Origin of the sequence: Allobosea sp., assembly GCF_017308075.1 — a bacterium.
Classification (GTDB): domain Bacteria; phylum Pseudomonadota; class Alphaproteobacteria; order Rhizobiales; family Beijerinckiaceae; genus Allobosea.
The window spans coordinates 55,889-73,462 of the sequence record NZ_JAFKFX010000044.1 but is presented as its reverse complement, the minus strand read 5'-3'; the positions used below and the strand labels follow the sequence as shown (position 1 = coordinate 73,462).

Below are 17,574 nucleotides of genomic sequence, written 5' to 3'. Positions count from 1 at the left end.
CCGGGCGCCCCTGGGACAACAGCACGTCGACCTGGCGCAGCTTCGCGACGATCTCTTCAGGCTTGTGCTTCTTCTGCGGCATAATGGGCATCCTCCAAGGCTCGAAAGCCTACTTCAGGGAGGGCCACTTTTCAGGGGGCAGGCCAAAGACGGCGGAGGAGATGGCGGGCCTGTTCCCCAATTTCCGCTATGACCGCGACATCCTGATCGCCGGCGCTCTCTGCCACGACATCGGCAAGGTCTGGGAGTTCCAGCCTGACAATGTCCAGCGTTGGAAGGCCGATCGCCACGCTGTCGGCTTCCCCTCGGTCCGTCACCCCGGCTACGGCGTTTTCATCTGCTTTGCCATGGATCTGCCGGAGGCGGTGGCCCATATCGCAGCCGCTCACTCAGCCGAGGGTGAACTGCTGGAGCGCAGTCTCGAAAACACGATCGTCCATTGGGCCGACGTAACCTTCTGGAAGACGGTCGAAGCCGGTGGCCAGTTCGCAACAACCGACACTTGGCTCGATGGTCTGACCGGCGGCGTCAGCGGAAAGCCAAAATCCGCGGCGCTCTAGCACCCACATCGCGGGCGCCAAATCGGGTCGTGAGCAGCTTGGCGAAATAGGTCTCGAAGGCGTCGCGGTTGATCGGCCTGTCCAGCAGCCAGGGGGCGATGAAGCCGCGCAGCCTCAACGCGCCGACGAAGGTCGTCGTGATCGCTGCTACGCGCGGCCCTTCGGGTGCAACGGCCATGCGGCACGGCCATTCGCTGGCGTTCACCGCGCTGACGGCGGCCGTGTCGGCGGGCCATGTTGGTCGAGGCCCGGGGCTGATCGATGAGGGCGAGGCGCCGCGGATCGAGATCGGGCCGGCTCTCTGACCAGCCCTGCCGGCGCTTCAGGATGTCAGACGGGCTCTGCTCGCTGGCATGCGCCGATGCGCATGTCGCGAGCTGCCAGCTCGGCCCTGATCTCAGCCGGCCCTTCCATCGAGATTTCGTGTTCTTTCCTCAGAACGGCAGGCCGACATAATTTTCCGCCAGCGCCGCCATCGCAGCCGGCGACGAGATCAGATAGGCGCGCTCGGCCTGCTGGATCCGTCCGCCGAAGCCGTCATGGTCTGGAAAATGATGCATCAGCCCGGTCAGCCACCAGGAAAAGCGCTCGGCCTTCCAGACGCGGGCGAGGGCACGGGCCGAGTAGGCGTCGATGCCGGCGGATGAGCGCTCGGCATAATGCTCGCCCAGAGCTTGCGAGAGATAATGGACGTCGCTGGCGGCGAGGTTCAGGCCCTTGGCGCCGGTCGGTGGCACGATATGGGCGGCATCTCCGGCGAGGAACAACCGGCCGAAGCGCATCGGCTCGGCGACGAAGGAGCGCAGGGGTGCCAGCGACTTTTCGAGCGAAGGGCCGGTGACCAGGGAGTCGGCGGTCGCAGGGTCGAGCCGGCGGCGCAGCTCGGCCCAGAAGCGTTCGTCCGTCCAGTCGTCGACGCGCTCGTTCAGGGCGCATTGCAGGTAATAGCGGCTGCGGCTGTTCGAGCGCATCGAGCAGAGCGCGAAGCCGCGCTCCTCGCCGGCATAGATCAGCTCATGCGAGACTGGCGGGACATCGGCAAGCAGGCCGAGCCAGCCGAAGGGGTAGACCCGTTCGAAGGTCTTGAGGGCGCGGCTCGGCACGCTGGCGCGCGTGACGCCGTGATAGCCGTCGCAGCCGGCGATGAAGTCGCAATCGAGACGCTTCTGCTCGCCGTGGTCGAGATAGGTGACGTAAGGGGCGTCGCCGTCGAAATCATGCAGGGCGACCTTCTCCGCCTCGTAGACGGTGAGCGCGCCCTGGCTGGCGCGCAGGTCCATGAGGTCGCGGGTGACCTCGGTCTGGCCGTAGACGGTGACATGCTTGCCGGTCAGCCCGGCGAGGTCGATCCGGTGGCGCTTGCCGTCGAAGAGCAGGTCGAAGCCGTCATGCGGCAGCCCCTCGGCGTGCAGGCGGGTGCCGGCCCCGACCGCGTCGAGGAGCCGGACCGTGCCGCTTTCGAGGACGCCGGCCCGGATGCGCGAGAGCACATAGTCGCCGCTGCGCTGCTCGAGGATGACATTCTCGATCCCGGCCGCATGCAGCAGCTGGCCGAGCAGCAGGCCGGCCGGGCCCGCGCCGATGATCGCGACTTGCGTGCGCATTCTGGTTACGTCCTCGGCCGCTCCGGCTCGGAGCTGGCCGGTTACGCGTTCCCCGCGCATATCCTGCGCGGAGTTCCGAAGCTGCGTCCAGAGTGCCGGCCGCCGGTATTTGGTCGTAGTTAGCGGCCCGGAAATGGCTCAGAATCCGGCGGCGTGCCCGTCTTTCCGGAAATCGGAGCCGCCGACATAGCCGCCCGCGATCCGGTGGACGAGCTGCGCACCGCCGAAGCCGAAGCTCGAATCGGGGGACTCCAGCGCGATCCGGTGGCCGAGCGCGCCGAGCTTCTGCACCACGTCCGGCTTCATCGTGCTTTCGATCGCGACGTCGAGCCCCACGACGACGCGCCAGCGCGGCGCGTCGGCGGCGGTCTGCGGGTCCTGACCCCAGAGCTGGGTGCGCAGCATCATCTGCAGGTGACCCTGCGCCTGCATCGGCCCGCCCATCAGGCCGAAGGCCATGATCGGCTCGGAAGCGCCCATGACGAAGCCGGGGATGATGGTGTGGAAGGGGCGCTTGCGCGGCCCGACCTCGTTGGGGTGGCCCGCCTGCGTGGTGAAGCCGAAGCCGCGGTTCTGCAGGCTGATGCCGGTGCCGGGCACGACGACGCCGGAGCCGAAGCCGGCATAGTTGGATTGGATGTAGGAGACCATCATGCCGTCGGCATCGCCGGTGGCGAGGCAGACCGTGCCACCCTGCTTCGGCGCGCCGACCGGGAATTCGGTCGCGCGGCTGCGGTCGATGAGCCTGGCCCGCGAGGCGAGATAGGCCGGGTCGAGCAGATGCGCCGTCTTGATCTCGTGCATGCTGCCTTCGTCGGCGACATAGGTCTCGACATCGAGGAAGGCGAGCTTCATCGCCTCGACCTGGAGATGCAGCGCCTCGGCGCTGTCGGGCGCAAAATCTGCGATATCGGTCTGGCTGAGCATGCCGAGCGCCATCAGCGCGGCGATGCCCTGGCCGTTGGGCGGGATCTCGTGCAGCGCCGCCTCGCCGAAGCGCTGGCTGATCGTGCCGCACCAGTCGTTGCGATGAGCAGCGAGGTCGTCCTCGCTCAGCGCCGCGCCGTGCTGCCGCGCGAAGGCGGCGATCTTGCCGGCGAGCGCGCCGCGATAGAAGGCCTCGCCGCGCGTCTCGGCGATCAGGCGCAGGCTCTCTGCCATATCGGGCGTGCGGAAGATCTCGCCGGCGAGCGGCGCCCTGCCGCCCGGCATGAAATGCTCGGCGAAGCCGGGCTGCTCCTTCAGCGTGCTGGCGCCACGCCGCCAGAGCTCGCCGATGATCGGGGTGACGTGGAAGCCGCGCGAGGCGTAGTCGAGCGCCGGCTCGAACAGGGTCTCGAAGGGCAGCTTGCCGAAGCGCTGCGACAGCTCGGCCCAGGCCGAGACGGCGCCCGGCACGGTGACGCTCTCCCAGCCGCGCTGCGGCATGCCGCCCTTTCCGGCGAAGCGCTCGGGCGTCCAGGCGGAAGGCGAGCGGCCTGAGGCGTTGAGCCCATGCAGCTCCTTGCCGTCCCAGAGGATGCAGAAGGCATCGGAGCCGAGACCGTTACCGGTCGGCTCGACCACAGGCAGGGTGATCGCCGCGGCGAGCGCCGCATCGAGCGCATTGCCGCCCTTGCGCAGCATCGAGAGGCCGGCCTCGGTCGCCAGGGGATGCGAGGTTGCGACGAGGTTGCGGGCAAGGACGGGAGAGCGCCGGGACGGGTAGGGCGCGTCGATCGGGAATTTCATGGCGAGGCCTTCAGCGGGGTTTTTGCGCACGGACGCGCGGCAGGGCGAGAAGCGGCGGGGCCGACCGGGTGACTGGTGAAATCCGAGCGCGGCCGGCAAACGGGCGAGCGCCCAGACCCTGCCGCGAAGCGCCGGCTTCGACAAGCCTTCGCGGCAGGCTCCGGGGCTGGCCGGCTATGCCTTGCGCGAAGCCGGGATCATGATCGCACCTGAGGCGGCGACGACGAGGGCGAGGCCGAGCCAGTCGGTCGCCGTCGGGCGCTCGCCGAGCAGCAACACGGAGCCGAGCGCGCCGACCGCCGGCACCATCAAGGTGCCGAGGCTGGCGATGCCGGCCGGCAGCCGCGCGACCACGACGAACCAGAGGAAATAGGCGAGCGCCTGCGCGCCGAGGATGTGGAAGCTCAGTGCCGCCGCGACCTTCGGCGAAAGCAGCTTGGGCACGGGCAAGCCCTCGAAGACGAGCATGCCGAGGCCGGCTGCGACTCCGCCGACCAGCAATTGCCAGGCGGCGATGGTGAGCGCCGGCGCAGCCACCGGCCAGCGCTTGGTGACGATGGTGCCGAGCGCCCAGCTCAATGCGGCGAGCAAGGCGAGCGCCAGTCCGGGCGAGAACTGGCCGCTGCGGATCAAGGGCAGGCCGAGGCAGACGAGGCCGGAGATGCCGAGCCCGAGGCCGAGGAGACGGCGCCGGTCGAAGCGTTCGCCGAGGATCGGCAGAGCGAGCAGCGTCGCCCAGATCGGCATGGTGAAGGTCAGGATCGCGGCGCGCGAGGTCGGCGCCATCAACTGGGCGAAGGCGAGCAGGATGTTGAAGGCCGCGATCGAGAGGAAGCCGGCGATGATCAGCCGCGGCCATTGCTCCCTTGGCACGGCGAGCGGGATGCCGCGGGCGAGCGCGACGGCGACCAGCACCAGCCCGGCGAAGGTCATGCCGGCGGCGCGCAGCGTCCAGGGCGCGATCTCGGTGAGCGATATCCGCACCGCCGGCCAGTTGAAGCCCCAGAGCAGGCCGAGCAGCGGGACGAGCAGGAGCGAGCGGGAGGCGGTGGACGGCATGGCGGGACTATGCGGGATGGCGGGCCACGGGCGTCATGTCATTTCGATGGAGGCTCGATGCGCGGCAGACGGGCTGCCGCTTTTCCCTTCTCCCCTTGCGGGAGAAGGTGGCCCGAAGGGCCGGATCAGGGGCGCTCAGGTCTTCCTTCGTCATGGTCGGGCTTGTCCCGACCATGACGAGCGTGATTACCGCCCGAACCATTTGCCGCCGGGGACGGCGGCGAGGAGCTGGCGGGTATAGTCATGCTGAGGTGCGGCGAAGAGGGCGGCCGTCGGGCCGCTCTCGACGATCCTGCCGCGCTGCATCACCGCGATCTTGTCGCAGATCTGCGCGGCGACGCGCAGGTCATGGGTGACGAACAGGATGGCGAGGCCGAGGCGCTGCTGGATGTCCTTGATCAGGGTCAGGATCTGGGCCTGGACGGAGACGTCGAGGGCCGAGACCGCTTCGTCGGCGACGAGCACGTCGGGTTCCAAGGCGAGGGCGCGTGCGATGCCGATGCGCTGGCGCTGGCCGCCGGAGAATTCGTGCGGATAGCGGTCGATGGCATTGGCGGACAGGCCGACCAGCTCGAGCAGCTCCTTCGCCCGCGCCAGCGCCTGGGCGCGCGGTGTGCCATGCGCGACCGGCCCGTCCGAGATGATGCGCCCGACGGTCTGGCGCGGGTTGAGCGAGGCGAACGGGTCCTGGAACACCATCTGTATGCGCTTGCGGTGCTGGCGCAAGGCGGCGGCGCCGAGATCGCTGAGCACGAGGTCGCCGAGCGTGATCCTGCCGCCATCGGGCTCGATCAGGCGCAGGCAGCAGCGCCCGACGGTCGACTTGCCGGAGCCGGATTCGCCGACGAGCCCGAGCGTCTCGCCGCGGGCGAGGGTGAAGCTGACATCGTCGGCCGCCTTCACCTCCCGCCCGGGACGGAAGAGGGAGCGCTTGCGGTAGACCTTGCCGAGCTTCTCGACGGTCAGCACCGGCTTACTGTCAGGAAGCGCCGGCCGTTCTGGCGGCGTCAGCGAGGGCACGGCCGCGAGCAGCTTCCGGGTATAGGGATGGCGGGCTGCGCCGAGCACCTGATCGACCGTGCCTTCCTCGACCAGCACACCCTTTTCGAGCACGGCGATGCGGTCGGCGATCTCGGCGACGACGCCCATATCATGGGTGATGAACAGCACGGCGGTGCCGTGCTTGTGGCGGAGATTGTCGATCAGCTTGAGAATCTGGGCCTGCGTCGTGACGTCGAGCGCGGTGGTCGGCTCGTCGGCGATCAGCAGCTTGGGTTCGAGCGCCAGCGCCATCGCGATCATCACGCGCTGGCGCTGGCCGCCGGACAACTCGTGCGGATAGGCGCGCGCCAGCCGCTCGGGCTCGGGCAGGCCGACCTCGGTCAAGAGCGCGACGGCTCTCGCATAGCGCTCGGGCCTGCTCAGCAACCCATGCGCCTCGAAGGTCTCGACGATCTGGTCAGCGACCCGCATCACCGGGTTGAGCGAGGTCATCGGCTCCTGGAAGATCATGCCGACCTCGCGGCCGCGCACGCCTTCCATCGCCGCCTCGTCGAGCGAGAGCAGGTCGCGGCCGGCGAGCCGGATCGCGCCGCCGGCCGGCTTCACCGCCTTGGGCAGAAGGCCCATCACGGCATGGGCCAGCATCGACTTGCCCGAGCCGGATTCGCCGACGACGCAGAGCGTCTCGCCGGGTGCGATCGAGAGCGTCACGTCCTCGACCGCATAGGGGCGGTCGGCGAGGGCGGGGAGGGCGAGCCGCAGCCCTTCGACGGCGAGAGCCGGAGCCACCATCATTCCCGCTCCCGGGCTAGACGCGGATTGAGGGCATCGTTCAGCCCTTCGCCGGCGAGGTTGAGGGCGAGCACGGTGAGGAAGATCGCGAGGCCCGGGAAGAAGCTGATCCACCAGGCGTCGAGCAGCCGGGTCCGCCCGGCGCCGACCATATAGCCCCAGCTCATCAGATTGGGGTCACCGAGGCCGAGGAAGGAGAGCGAGGATTCCAGCAGGATCGCCGAGCCGATCATCAGCGAGCCCATGACGATGATCGGCGCCAGGGTGTTCGGCAGGACCTGGCTGAAGATGATGCGCGGCGTCGACTGGCCGATGGTGACGGCGGCCTGGACATATTCGCGCGTCCGCAGCGAGAGCACCTCGCCGCGCACCAGCCTAGCCACCGGTGGCCAGGAAACGACGCCGATGGCGAGCACGATCGAGCCGAGCTGCGGCTGCAGGATCGCGACCATGACGATGGCGAGGGCGAAGGAGGGGATGGTCTGGAAGAACTCGGTGAAGCGCATCAGCGCATCGTCGACGAAGCCTCCGGCATAGCCGGCGACGGCGCCGAGCGGCACGCCGATCAGGAGGGCGACAAGCGTCGAGACCACGCCGATCATCAGCGAGACGCGGGCGCCATGGACGAGGCCGGAGGCGAGATTGCGTCCGAGCGTGTCGGTGCCGAGCGGGAAGCGCTCCATCACGAAGGGGGCGAGGAAGGGGCGGCCGACCGTGCGCCAGGGCGATTGCGGGTAGAGCCAGGTCGCGAGCAGCGCGAAGGCGATTACGACGAGCAGGATCAGGACGCCGATCAGGGCGCCGCGATTGCGGGCGAAGCGCTTCAGGAAGCTCATGACAGCGCCTCCGCTGCGACCAGACACACGCCGTCATGCTCGGCCTTGCGCCGAGCATCCACGTCTTGAACACCGTTCTCGACCAGCGAAGGCGTGTATGGTCGGGACAAGCCCGACCATGACGAGGAGGCGGATCGGATCATGATGCTGCCTCGATGCGCGGGTCGACCAGGCGATAGACAAGGTCGGTCAGGATGTTGAAGCCGACGACCATGGCCGAGGAGATGAAGAAGACGCCGAGCAGCACCGAATAATCGCGCTGGACCAGCGCGTCGAACATCAGCCGGCCGATGCCCGGCCAGGCGAAGACGGTCTCGGTCAGGACGGCTCCGCCGACGAGCTGGCCCGCCTGCAGACCGGCCAGCGTCACCACGGGGAGGATCGCATTGCGTGCGACATGCCGGCGGGAGACGACCGCCGGCGAAAGCCCCTTGGCGCGGGCGGTCTTGACGAAGTCGGCGCCCGCCACTTCCAGCATCGAGGCCCGCATCATCCGGGCATAGAGCGCGGTGAAGAACAGGCCGAGCGTCAACGCCGGCAGGACGAGGTGGCGGCCGATGTCGAGCGCGCGGGCGAGGCCGGTATAATTCGCGCCGATGGTCTCGTAGCCGACATTGGGAACGAGGCCGAGCTTCAGCGCGAAGGCGATCTGGCTAAGAAGCGCAACCCAGAACAGCGGCGTCGCGTAGAAGACGAGCGCCAGCGTGGTGATCAGGCTGTCCTGCCAGCGCCCGGCGCGGCGGGCGGCGAGCGCGCCCATCAGCGTGCCGAGCCCGAGCGAGACGATGAAGGCGGCGCCGGTCAGCAGCAGGGTCGCGGGCAGGCGCTCGAGGATCAGGTCGAGGACCGGGCGCTGCTGGCGATAGCTGAAGCCGAGATCGAGCGAGGCGTAGCCCTTGAGATAGATCCAGAGCTGCTGGAGCAGCGGCTGGTCGAGGCCGAAGCGCTCGCGCAGCTGCTGGAGCAGCACCTCGTCCGCGGCGCCGGCCTCGCCCGCCAGCACCTGCGCGGGGTCGCCGGGCGCGGCCCGGATCAGGAAGAAATTGAGCACCGCGATGGCGAAGAGGACGACGATCCCTTTCGCGAAGCGGCCGGCGAGGAACTGGGGCAGGTTCATTCAGACGATCCGAAGAGACTGGCGATCTGCCGATCGATCGCAGGCCGCGAGGGCCTCACCCGTCATGGTCGGGCTTGTCCCGACCATCCACGTCTTCATTAGTCGAGGGCGGAGTTCAAGACGTGGATGCTCGGCACAAGGCCGAGCATGACGGTACGATGCGGCGGTCGAAGGCATCACTCCTTCCAGGCATCGCGGAAGCCGTCGTTCACGCCGACGCCGGTGGTGACGAGGTTCTTGACGTTGCAGCGATAGATGGTCGGGAAATCCATCTCGAGCAGCCAGAGCACCGGCAACTCGTCGGCGAGCAGCTTCTGCACCTTCGTATAGAGTTCCTGCCGCTCCTTATCCGTGGGCGCGATCGCAGCCTCGGCGAAGAGCTTGTCGACCTCCGGATTGGAGTAGCCGCCGACATTGGCGAAGGGATTGCCCTTGGCGATGTTGGACGAGATGTAGCTGCGCGCCACGCCCATTGCGGGGTCGCCGAGCTGGTAGAGGAAGTTGAAGTTGAGATCGAAGTCCCAGTTGCTGGCCTTCTGGGTCCAGCCGGGCACGTCGGTGTTCTCGATCTGAACCTTGACGCCGACATCCTCGAGGTTCTGCTTGATCGCCTCGGACCAGCGGCTCCAGGTCTCGCCATAGGGCAGGTTGAGCAGCTTGATCGTCTCGCCCTTGTAACCGGAGGCCTTGATCAGTTCCTTCGCCTTCTTCGGGTCGAAATCATATTTCGGTACGTCGGCGGAATAGAAGCGCGTCTTCGACGAAATCGGCCCGGTTGGCAGCTTGCCGAGGCCGCCCCAGACCACTTCGCGACCGAATTCGCGGTCGATCGCGTGCATCAGGCCCTGGCGGAACTGCTTGTTGCCCAAAATGCCGTTGCGGACGTTGGGGGTCAGCCAGGCATGGGGAGCGAACATCTCCCAGCCCTTGGTCGTCATGCAGGTATTGGGCAGCTTGGAGAGGCGGGCGACGTCGTAGACATCGACCGAGCCGCCGGTCAGCACGTCGACCTTGCCGGTCTCGTAGGCGACGGCGCGGGCCGCCGCATCGGGGATGATCTGCCAGTAGATCTCGTCGATGTTCGGCTTGCCCTTCAGCCAGTAGTTCTCGTTCTTGACGAGGTGGATATAGGAACCCTTCTTCCACTCCTTGAACTTGAACGGGCCGGTGCCGATCGGCGTGTTGTTGGCCGGGTTGGCGCGGTAATCGGTGCCGTCATAGATGTGCTTCGGGATCATCGGCGCCGAAGCGACTTCCTGCGTCATGATCAGCGGCCCGAAGGGCTGCTTCAGCGTGATCCTGACGGTGAGCTCGTCGACCTTCTCAATCTTCTCGACCTGGGCGTTGACGATCGGGCGCCAGCGCGGATGGACCTCGCGCAGGAACTTGTCGAGCGTGAAGACGACGTCGTCGGCGGTGAAGGGCTTGCCGTCATGCCAGGTCACGCCCTCCTGGAGCTTGAAGGTGTAGACCTTGGCGTCGGGCGAGATCTCCCAGCTCTTGGCGAGAGAGGGCTGCGGCTCGAGCTTCTCGTTATAGCGCAGCAGCGATTCATAGATGTTGCCGGCGACCATGTTGGTCGGGCCGTTCTGGTTCAGCCCCTGCATCAGCATCGGCGGCTCGGGCTGGACCACGACATGGACGGTGCCGCCCTTCTTCGGCTCCTGCGCGGTCGCGGCGCCGAGCGCCAGCACCGACACGGCGAGTGCGAGTCCCAATCTCGATACCGTCATCGTCGTTCTCCGTTCCCTTGGCCTGCTTCCGTCAGCAGCAGGCAGCGCTGCCGGGGCGACCTCTGTTTTGACCTGCTCCGCGGCCTGACCGGATCGCACCCGATCACACGCCGATTGGCAAGCTCCGTGCCATTGAAAGCGAGACTCAAAATTCGTGTCAATCTCTGACATGCCGTGTTAATAGGCGACACAGCGAGTGTTCAGGTGGCGGGCGGATCGTGAGCGCAACCGATGGGGCGGGGGGAGACCGGGCAGCGCGCCTGCCGCCGGGTGTTCCGATCGTCAGGGCGGTCGACCGGGCGATAGCGCTGCTACGCGCTTTTCGTCCGGAGCAGCCGCGCCTGGGTCTCAGCGAGCTTTCGCGGCAGGTGGGGCTCGACAAGGGCACGACGAGGCGGCTGCTATCGACGCTGCAGCTCAATGAGCTGGTCGAGCATGACGAGCGCACCCAGACCTATGCTCTGGCGGTCGGGCTCGCCGAGCTCGGCAGCGCCGTCCCGACCGGGCGTGAACTGCGCGATATCGCCGGCCCCTGTCTGACCGAGATCGCCGAGAAGACCGGCGCGACCTCCTTCCTCTGGGTCCATGTCGCCGGGCGCGGTCTCTGCGTCGATCGCGTACGGGCCTCGCTGCCACATGTCGACGCGACCTGGTTCGCGGTCGGGGCGCAGGCGCCCTTGAATTGCGGGGGCGGCCCGCGCGTGCTGCTCGCCTATCTCGATGACGAGCAGCGCCGGCTCGCGCTGTCGATCGAAATGCCCAGGCGCGCACCGGCGAGCCAGACCGATCCCGAACTGCTCTGGCGCGAGGCCGAGCGGATCCGGGCCCAGGGCTGGGAGCTGGCGGCGGACGATTTCTTCATCGGCCTGACCGGAGTGGGCGTGCCGATCTTCGACCGTTCGGGCGCGCTCGCCGGTGCGCTCAGCATTTCGTCGTTGACCTCGATCGTGGCGCCGGACGGTCACCCCGTGCATCTCGAGGCCCTGTTCGATGCGGCCAGGCGGATCGGCAGCAGGCTTCTGCCGGACTGAGCGGACTTGGCGGCTCCGGCCCGGGCCTGTATCAGCCTTGCCATGGAACTGAGGCATCTGCGCTATTTCGTCGTGCTGGCCGAGCAGCGCCATTTCGGCCGCGCCGCCGAGATCCTGCACATGGCGCAACCGCCATTGTCGCAGCAGATCAAGGCGATGGAGGAAGAGCTTCAGGTCACGCTGTTCGACCGCAGCGTGCGCCCGATCGAACTGACGCCGGCCGGCAAGACCCTGCTGCGCGAGGCCCGCCAGATCCTGCAGCAGATGTCGCGTGCTCAGGCGATGACCAAGCGCGTCGGCCGGGGCCAGGAGGGCAGCCTCGTCATCGGCGTCACCGGCTCGGCGGCGGCCGAGTTCCTGCCGCCGATCCTCGAAGCCTTCTACGAGCGCTGGCCGGATGTGACGCTGTCGCTGCGCGAGATGTCCTCGCCCGCCCAGCTCCTGGCGCTGGAGAAGGGCGAGATCCATGTCGGCTTCGTGCGCCCGCCGATCCTCGACGACACGCTCGGCATCCGCCTCGTCCATCAGGAGCCTTTCCTGCTGGCGCTGCCGGAGAGCCACCCATTGGCAGCCTCGCCTGCGGTCCGTCTCGCCGATCTCGCCGGCGCGGCACTGGTGATCTTCGATCGCGACGAGGCGCCGGGTTTCCGCGACCTGATCATGCATCTGTGCCAGAGCGCCGGTTTTTTTCCGGCGCGGGTCCAGGAGGCGCACCAGATGGTGACGATGCTGGCGCTCGTCGCTGCGCGGGTCGGGGTCGCGCTGGTGCCGCGCTCGGCGAGGCATCTCACCCCTGAGCGCGTCGTGCTCAGGCCGATCCTCGACGACACGCCGCTGATCGAGCTCTATGCCGCCTGGCCGCGCGACCGGCACTCGGTGCTGATTGAGGAATTGCTGGCCGTGATCGACGAGGCGCGTATCACGCAGGCCGTCGATCTCGACCCGACGCCGGTATAGACGCCGGCCGGCGCGATATGCGTAGCGCTATAATAGGATAGAAACTCGATATTGGACCCTGGTCCGAGCCGGCAACTAGCCTCATCCAGTCGGTGTTGCCTCGATAATCATATCGATCCCAGCGCCTTCGTCGATGAGAGGCCGAGGCGTGAGCAATTCCGTAGATCCGATCACCCGATCCGTCGTCCAGCACCGGCTGATTTCGATCGTCGAGGAAATGGGCGAGGCGATGCTTCGCACCTCCTATTCGCAGATCCTCAACGCCAGCCGCGATTTCTCGATCGGCATCTGCGATCCGCAGAGCCGGCTGATCGCGCAGGCCGACCATATCCCGATCCATGTCGGCGCCCTGACCTGGGCGGTGCGCGCCGTCGAGGAGAAGTTCGGCGACGCGGTGCAGCCGGGCGACGTCTACCTGCTCAACGACCCTTATTGCGGCGGCAGCCATCTGCCTGACGTGACCGCCTTCGTGCCGGTCTATGGCGATGGCAGACGCCTGCTCTGGAGCGTGGTGCGGGCCCATATGGGCGATATCGGCGGCGCGACGCACGGCGCCTACAACCCGCAGGCGACCGAGATCTGGCAGGAAGGCCTGCGTATTCCGCCGATCCGCCTCGCCGAGGCCGGGCGGATGCGCGAGGACATCCTCGACATGCTGGCGCTGAACGTGCGTTTTCCCCGCGATTTCCGCGGCGATCTCGCGGCGATGATCGGCGCGGCCCATCTCGGCGAGAAGCGGATCGGCCGGCTCTTCGCAGATGTCGGCACCGACACGGTCTCCGATGCGATCGAGGCGATCCTCGACGGCGCCGAGCGCCAGTCGCGCGCCATCGTCGAGAGCTGGAAGGACGGCGTCTATCACGGCGAGGCGCTGCTCGACGATGACGGGCGTGGCCGCACCGATATCAAGGTGGTCGCAAAGGTCACCAAGCGCGGCAGCGATCTCGAAATCGATCTGACCGGCAGCGATCCGCAGTCGAAGAGCTTCGCCAACTCGCCCCATGCCAACACCCAGGCGGCGGTGGCGATGGCCTTCGCCTATCTCGTCGATGCCGAGATCCCGAAGAATGACGGCTGCTTCCGGCCGCTTTCGGTGAAGCTCAAGCCCGGCACGATCGTCTGCGCCGACGACAATGTTCCGGTGACTTTGTGCACCACCCATCCCGCCAACGAGATCGTCGAGGCGGTGATCCGGGCGCTGAGCCAGGCCTGCCCCGACCGGGCGATGGGCGGCTGGGGACGGCGCTTCCGGATCTCGATCACGGGCGATAATCCGCGTACCGGCAAGCGCTTCATCTGGCACATGTTCCATGCAAGGCCGGGCGGCGGCGGCTCGCCGCGCGGCGATGGCTGGTCGGCGGCCGGCGAATGGCATTCGGTCGGCGGCATCAAGTTCGGCAGCATCGAGGTCGCCGAGGCGCGCTTCCCCTTGCGCTTCGGGAGCCATGAGTTCCGCCCAGGCTCCGGCGGTGATGGCGAGCACCGCGGCGGGCTCGGCACCAGCATGGACCTCGTGGTCGAGGTTCCGGCCTATGCCCATACTGCGGGCGAGGGTGCCAAACACGGTTCGGCCGGCATGCTCGGCGGCAAGGACGGCGCGCCGCATGACTATCGGATCGTCTCCGGGGACAGCAGCCGTGCCTTGAAGACCAAGGAGTTCGGTATCGGCATTGCGGCCGGCGACCGGCTGGAGATCCGCTCCTCCGGCGGCGGCGGCTGGGGGCCGCCGGAACGGCGCTCCGCCGAAGCGCGCCAGCGCGACATCGACACCGAATTCACGAGCGCCTGAGCGGAGCCCACGCGTCATGACCAAGCTTTTCCGCGTCGGCATAGATGTCGGCGGAACCTTCACCGATCTCGTCGCGATCGACGAGGCCGGCGTCACCACCTTCACCAAATCGCCTTCGACGCCGCAGGACCAGTCGATCGGCGTGCTCAACGGCCTCGCTGATCTGGCCGGGCGTGTGGGGCTCGAGCTGGCGGATTTCCTGGCGGCGATCGAGCGTATCGTCCACGGCACCACGGTCGCGACCAATGCGCTGCTCGAAGGCAAGGGCGCCAAGGTCGGCCTGCTGACGACGCAGGGTCATCGCGACGTGCTCGAAATGCGCGAGGGGCTGAAGCCCGAGCGCTACAACCTCCTGCTGCCGCCGCCGGATCCGCTGGTGCCGCGCCAGCTGCGGCGCGGCGTCCAGGAGCGCATCGCCTTCGACGGCAGCGTCTCCGTGCCGCTCGACAAGGCATCGCTCGACGCGGAGATCGCGCGCCTCAAACAGGAGGGTGTAACCTCGGTCGCAATCTGCTACCTGCATTCCTACCGCAATGCCGCGCATGAGCGCGAGACGGCGCTGGCCGTGGCGCAAGCCCTGCCGGAGGCCTTCGTCTCGCTGTCGAGCGAGGTGCTGCCGCAGATCAAGGAATATGAGCGCGTCTCGACGACCGTGGTGAACGCCTATGTCGGTCCGGCGGTGCGCAAATACTTGCAGAGCCTCGAGACGCGGTTGGAGCAGGCGGGCTTTGCCGGCTCGCTCTTCATCATCCTCTCGCATGGCGGCATGGCGCCGTTGCAGGAGGCCGCGCGGCTCGCCGCCGCGACGGTGCTCTCCGGCCCGGCCGGCGGTATTGCCGGCTCGCGCCGCGTCGCCGAACTGATCGAGACCCGCAATCTCGTGCCCTTCGACATGGGCGGCACCAGCACCGACATCTCGCTGATCGAGGATGGCGAGATCGCGCTCTCGGCCGAGCGCGGCCTCGCCGGCCAGCGGATCGCGCTGCGCAGCCTCGACATCGCCAGTATCGGCGCCGGCGGCGGCTCGATCGCCTATGCCGATGCCGGCGGCACCTTCCATGTCGGCCCGCGCAGCGCCGGCTCGGTCCCGGGGCCGGCCTGCTACGGCAATGGCGGGGAGGAGCCGACCGTCACCGACGCGAACGTGCTGCTCGGCTATCTCGGCGCCGAGACCTTCATGGGCGGGCGCCGCAAGCTCGATACAGCAGCGGCTGAAGCCGCCGTCGACCGGCTCGCGGCCCGGCTCGGCATCGACCGGATGCACTGCGCCGCCGGCATCTACCGGCTGATCAATCTGAAAATGGCCGACGGTATCCGCCTGATGACTTTGCGCCGCGGTGTCGACCCGCGCGGCTATACCCTGCTCAGCTTCGGCGGGGCGGCCGGTCTGCACGCTGTCGAGGTGGCGCGCGAGATGGAGATGCGCCGGGTCGTGGTGCCGACCGTCGCCTCGGTGCTCTCGGCCTGGGGCATGCTCGCCAGCGACCTGCGCTACGAGGTCACCCGCAGCCATCTGGGCGACATGGCGCAACTCGACGGCAAGGCGCTGCGTGCCGCCTTCGACAGCCTGGCGGGTGAGGCGACGGCGCATCTGAAGTCCTGGTTCAACGGACCGATCCGGATCGAGCGCTCGGCCGAGATGCGTTATGGCGAGCAGATTTTCGAGGTCGACGTGCCGCTCGACGGGCTCGACCTCGACGATGCGGGCGCGATGACCGAACTGGTCGAGCGCTTCCATCGCCGCCACGAGGAACTCTACACCTATTGCTCGCCCGGCCAGGAGGTGGTGCTGGTCAATGCCCGCGTCGCGGCCGTCGGCCTGGTCGAGCCGCCGCGCGACGAGCCGGGCGTCGCCGTTTCCGGCGAGGCGCCGCAGCCGGCGGGGACGCGCCGTGCCTTTTTCGGCGAATGGCGCGAGGTGCCGGTCTTCCGCTTCGAGACGCTGGGCCCCGGCAACGCGGTCGAGGGGCCGGCGATCGTCGAGGCGGAGACGACCACCGTGGTGCTGAATGATGGGGACAAGCTCGGCGTCAACGGGCTCGGCTGGCTCGACATTGCGCTGAAGCCGCGGCCCGGTGCCTGAAACCCGGCGCTGTCGCCGTTTTCGCAGGCATCATATGCGCAGGCTAATAATCGTATACGAACTGGGTATTTGACGATCAAGCTGCTGAAAATTCAAGGTATTTCAGCAGGGAAACCGAAAGCTACAACCAAGAAGAGGGGTCGTGTCATGTCCGTCCTGAACTGGCTCGGAGGAGCCTTCATCACTGCGGCCATGGCCGTAAGCGGCCAGGCCGCCGCGCAGACCAATCTCAAGGTCGTGGCGCCCTGGTCGAACCTCAATGCCTATGGCAAGGTCGAGCAGCCTTTCTGGTCGAAGACGTTCGGCGAGCTCACCGGCGGGCAGGTCACGGCCCAGGTCACCTCCTATTCGGAGCTCGGACTGTCCGGCGTCGAGCTGCTGCGTCTCGCCAAGCTCGGCGTCTTCGACATCGCCCATATCGTCGTCGGCTATTCGGTGGCGGACGATCCGGTGATCGAGGGGCTCGAGCTCTCGACCCTGATCCAGGACATTCCGACCGGCCAGAAGGCGCTCGACGCCTATCGCCCGGCCGTCGCCGAGACGCTGCTGAAGAAGCACAATCTCGTCCTGCTCGGCGCCTATCCCAATCCGAGCCAGGTGCTCTATTGCCGCGAGCCGGTGAAGAGCCTCGCCGATCTGAAGGGCCGCAAGGTCCGCTTCTACGGCGCCAGCATGAACGACTTCATCTCGGCGGCCGGGGCGGTCGGCGTCAGCGTGCCGCTGGCCGAGGTCGTGCCTTCGCTGCAGCGCGGCGTGGTCGATTGCGGCATCACCGGCACGCTGACCGGCTATTCGTTCAAATGGCCGGAGGTGACCAAGAACCTCTACACCATGCGCTTCGGCTGGGGCCTGACCCTGATCGCCGCCAGCAAGGCGAAGTGGGATGCGCTGCCGAAGGATCGCCAGGAGGCGACGCGCAAGGCCGTCGGCACCCTGGAGCAGGAACTCTGGGCGCTGGCCGCCTCCGACGACAAGGCCGGCGTCGACTGCAATACCGGCCGCGCCGCCTGCCCCTATGGCGCCCCTGCCGCCATGGCGCTGGTCGAGCCCTCGGCGGCCGACGAGGCCGAGCGCAAGCGCATCCTCCAGGATGTCGTGCTGAAGAAGTGGGCGGGCCGCTGCGACAAGGCCTGCGTCGAGCAGTGGAACGCCACGGTCGGCAAGGTCGCCGGCGTCACCGCGGCTCCCTGATCGCGATCTCGCCCGGCGCGTCAGGCGCCGGGCGAGATTGTTTGCCGGAGCCGGCAAGCGGGCATTGCCAGAGGGGCCGCGATACGGTC

13 protein-coding genes and 1 pseudogene are annotated in these 17,574 nt (G+C 67.8%); 6 read left to right on the top strand and 8 right to left on the bottom strand.

The window, feature by feature from the left end; translation table 11 throughout:
* The first annotated feature begins 161 nt into the window (after positions 1–161).
* Complete coding sequence (locus J0J10_RS22875) at positions 162–560, top strand: HD domain-containing protein (protein ID WP_291649490.1); 399 nt, start codon at positions 162–164, stop codon at positions 558–560.
* 4 nt (positions 561–564) lie between these two features.
* Here J0J10_RS22875 and J0J10_RS22870 read toward each other — a convergent pair.
* From J0J10_RS22870 to J0J10_RS22835, 8 genes and pseudogenes are all read right to left on the bottom strand, one after another.
* Positions 565–922, bottom strand: a pseudogene (locus J0J10_RS22870) (transposase); the annotation flags it as partial.
* Between the two features lie 72 nt (positions 923–994).
* Positions 995–2,164 carry a 4-hydroxybenzoate 3-monooxygenase gene (gene pobA, locus J0J10_RS22865; RefSeq protein ID WP_291649489.1) on the bottom strand — a complete coding sequence of 390 codons (1,170 nt, stop codon included), beginning with the start codon at positions 2,162–2,164 and terminating at the stop codon, positions 995–997.
* Between the two features lie 138 nt (positions 2,165–2,302).
* On the bottom strand, positions 2,303–3,895 hold the full coding sequence (locus J0J10_RS22860) for a gamma-glutamyltransferase family protein (protein WP_291649488.1): 1,593 nt from the start codon (positions 3,893–3,895) through the stop codon (positions 2,303–2,305).
* A gap of 174 nt (positions 3,896–4,069) precedes the next feature.
* Entirely contained in the window at positions 4,070–4,954 is an 885-nt protein-coding gene (locus J0J10_RS22855; protein WP_291649487.1) for a DMT family transporter, read from the bottom strand.
* Positions 4,955–5,140: 186 nt separating this feature from the next.
* Positions 5,141–6,748, bottom strand: a complete 1,608-nt coding sequence (locus tag J0J10_RS22850) for an ABC transporter ATP-binding protein (protein ID WP_291649486.1) — start codon at positions 6,746–6,748, stop codon at positions 5,141–5,143.
* On the bottom strand, positions 6,748–7,584 hold the full coding sequence (locus J0J10_RS22845) for an ABC transporter permease (RefSeq protein WP_291637144.1): 837 nt from the start codon (positions 7,582–7,584) through the stop codon (positions 6,748–6,750). The genes J0J10_RS22850 and J0J10_RS22845 overlap by 1 nt, the downstream gene beginning before the upstream one ends.
* Before the next feature lie 139 nt (positions 7,585–7,723).
* Positions 7,724–8,701, bottom strand: coding sequence for an ABC transporter permease (locus J0J10_RS22840; RefSeq protein ID WP_465247243.1), 978 nt, complete (start codon positions 8,699–8,701; stop codon positions 7,724–7,726).
* Positions 8,702–8,877: 176 nt separating this feature from the next.
* Positions 8,878–10,434: an ABC transporter substrate-binding protein gene (locus J0J10_RS22835; protein WP_291649485.1), complete on the bottom strand. Its 1,557-nt coding sequence runs from the start codon at positions 10,432–10,434 to the stop codon at positions 8,878–8,880.
* Positions 10,435–10,652: 218 nt separating this feature from the next.
* Here J0J10_RS22835 and J0J10_RS22830 point away from each other — a divergent pair, with 218 nt between their 5' ends.
* The 5 genes from J0J10_RS22830 (at position 10,653) to J0J10_RS22810 (ending at position 17,485) form a co-directional block, all read left to right on the top strand.
* The gene (locus J0J10_RS22830) at positions 10,653–11,465 is read left to right on the top strand and encodes an IclR family transcriptional regulator (protein ID WP_291649484.1); all 813 of its coding nucleotides are present in this window, start codon (positions 10,653–10,655) and stop codon (positions 11,463–11,465) included.
* A 42-nt stretch (positions 11,466–11,507) separates the two neighbouring features.
* Positions 11,508–12,422 (top strand): LysR family transcriptional regulator, encoded by a 915-nt coding sequence (locus tag J0J10_RS22825; protein WP_291649483.1) that lies wholly within the window; start codon positions 11,508–11,510, stop codon positions 12,420–12,422.
* A 148-nt stretch (positions 12,423–12,570) separates the two neighbouring features.
* Complete coding sequence (locus J0J10_RS22820) at positions 12,571–14,211, top strand: hydantoinase B/oxoprolinase family protein (RefSeq protein WP_291649482.1); 1,641 nt, start codon at positions 12,571–12,573, stop codon at positions 14,209–14,211.
* Positions 14,212–14,227: 16 nt separating this feature from the next.
* Positions 14,228–16,294, top strand: a complete 2,067-nt coding sequence (locus tag J0J10_RS22815; protein WP_291649481.1) for a hydantoinase/oxoprolinase family protein — start codon at positions 14,228–14,230, stop codon at positions 16,292–16,294.
* A gap of 147 nt (positions 16,295–16,441) precedes the next feature.
* Positions 16,442–17,485, top strand: a complete 1,044-nt coding sequence (locus J0J10_RS22810; RefSeq protein ID WP_291649480.1) for a TRAP transporter substrate-binding protein — start codon at positions 16,442–16,444, stop codon at positions 17,483–17,485.
* Positions 17,486–17,574 lie beyond the last annotated feature (89 nt).

What these genes read in the sequence shown, in the direction of transcription:
- J0J10_RS22875 (WP_291649490.1), top strand. Translation starts at nt 162, where the DNA reads ATGGCGGGCCTGTTCCCCAATTTCCGCTATGACCGCGACATCCTGATC.
- pobA (WP_291649489.1), bottom strand. Translation starts at nt 2,164, where the DNA reads ATGCGCACGCAAGTCGCGATCATCGGCGCGGGCCCGGCCGGCCTGCTG.
- J0J10_RS22860 (WP_291649488.1), bottom strand. Translation starts at nt 3,895, where the DNA reads ATGAAATTCCCGATCGACGCGCCCTACCCGTCCCGGCGCTCTCCCGTC.
- J0J10_RS22855 (WP_291649487.1), bottom strand. Translation starts at nt 4,954, where the DNA reads ATGCCGTCCACCGCCTCCCGCTCGCTCCTGCTCGTCCCGCTGCTCGGC.
- J0J10_RS22850 (WP_291649486.1), bottom strand. Translation starts at nt 6,748, where the DNA reads ATGGTGGCTCCGGCTCTCGCCGTCGAAGGGCTGCGGCTCGCCCTCCCC.
- J0J10_RS22845 (WP_291637144.1), bottom strand. Translation starts at nt 7,584, where the DNA reads ATGAGCTTCCTGAAGCGCTTCGCCCGCAATCGCGGCGCCCTGATCGGC.
- J0J10_RS22840 (WP_465247243.1), bottom strand. Translation starts at nt 8,701, where the DNA reads ATGAACCTGCCCCAGTTCCTCGCCGGCCGCTTCGCGAAAGGGATCGTC.
- J0J10_RS22835 (WP_291649485.1), bottom strand. Translation starts at nt 10,434, where the DNA reads ATGACGGTATCGAGATTGGGACTCGCACTCGCCGTGTCGGTGCTGGCG.
- J0J10_RS22825 (WP_291649483.1), top strand. Translation starts at nt 11,508, where the DNA reads ATGGAACTGAGGCATCTGCGCTATTTCGTCGTGCTGGCCGAGCAGCGC.
- J0J10_RS22815 (WP_291649481.1), top strand. Translation starts at nt 14,228, where the DNA reads ATGACCAAGCTTTTCCGCGTCGGCATAGATGTCGGCGGAACCTTCACC.
- J0J10_RS22810 (WP_291649480.1), top strand. Translation starts at nt 16,442, where the DNA reads ATGTCCGTCCTGAACTGGCTCGGAGGAGCCTTCATCACTGCGGCCATG.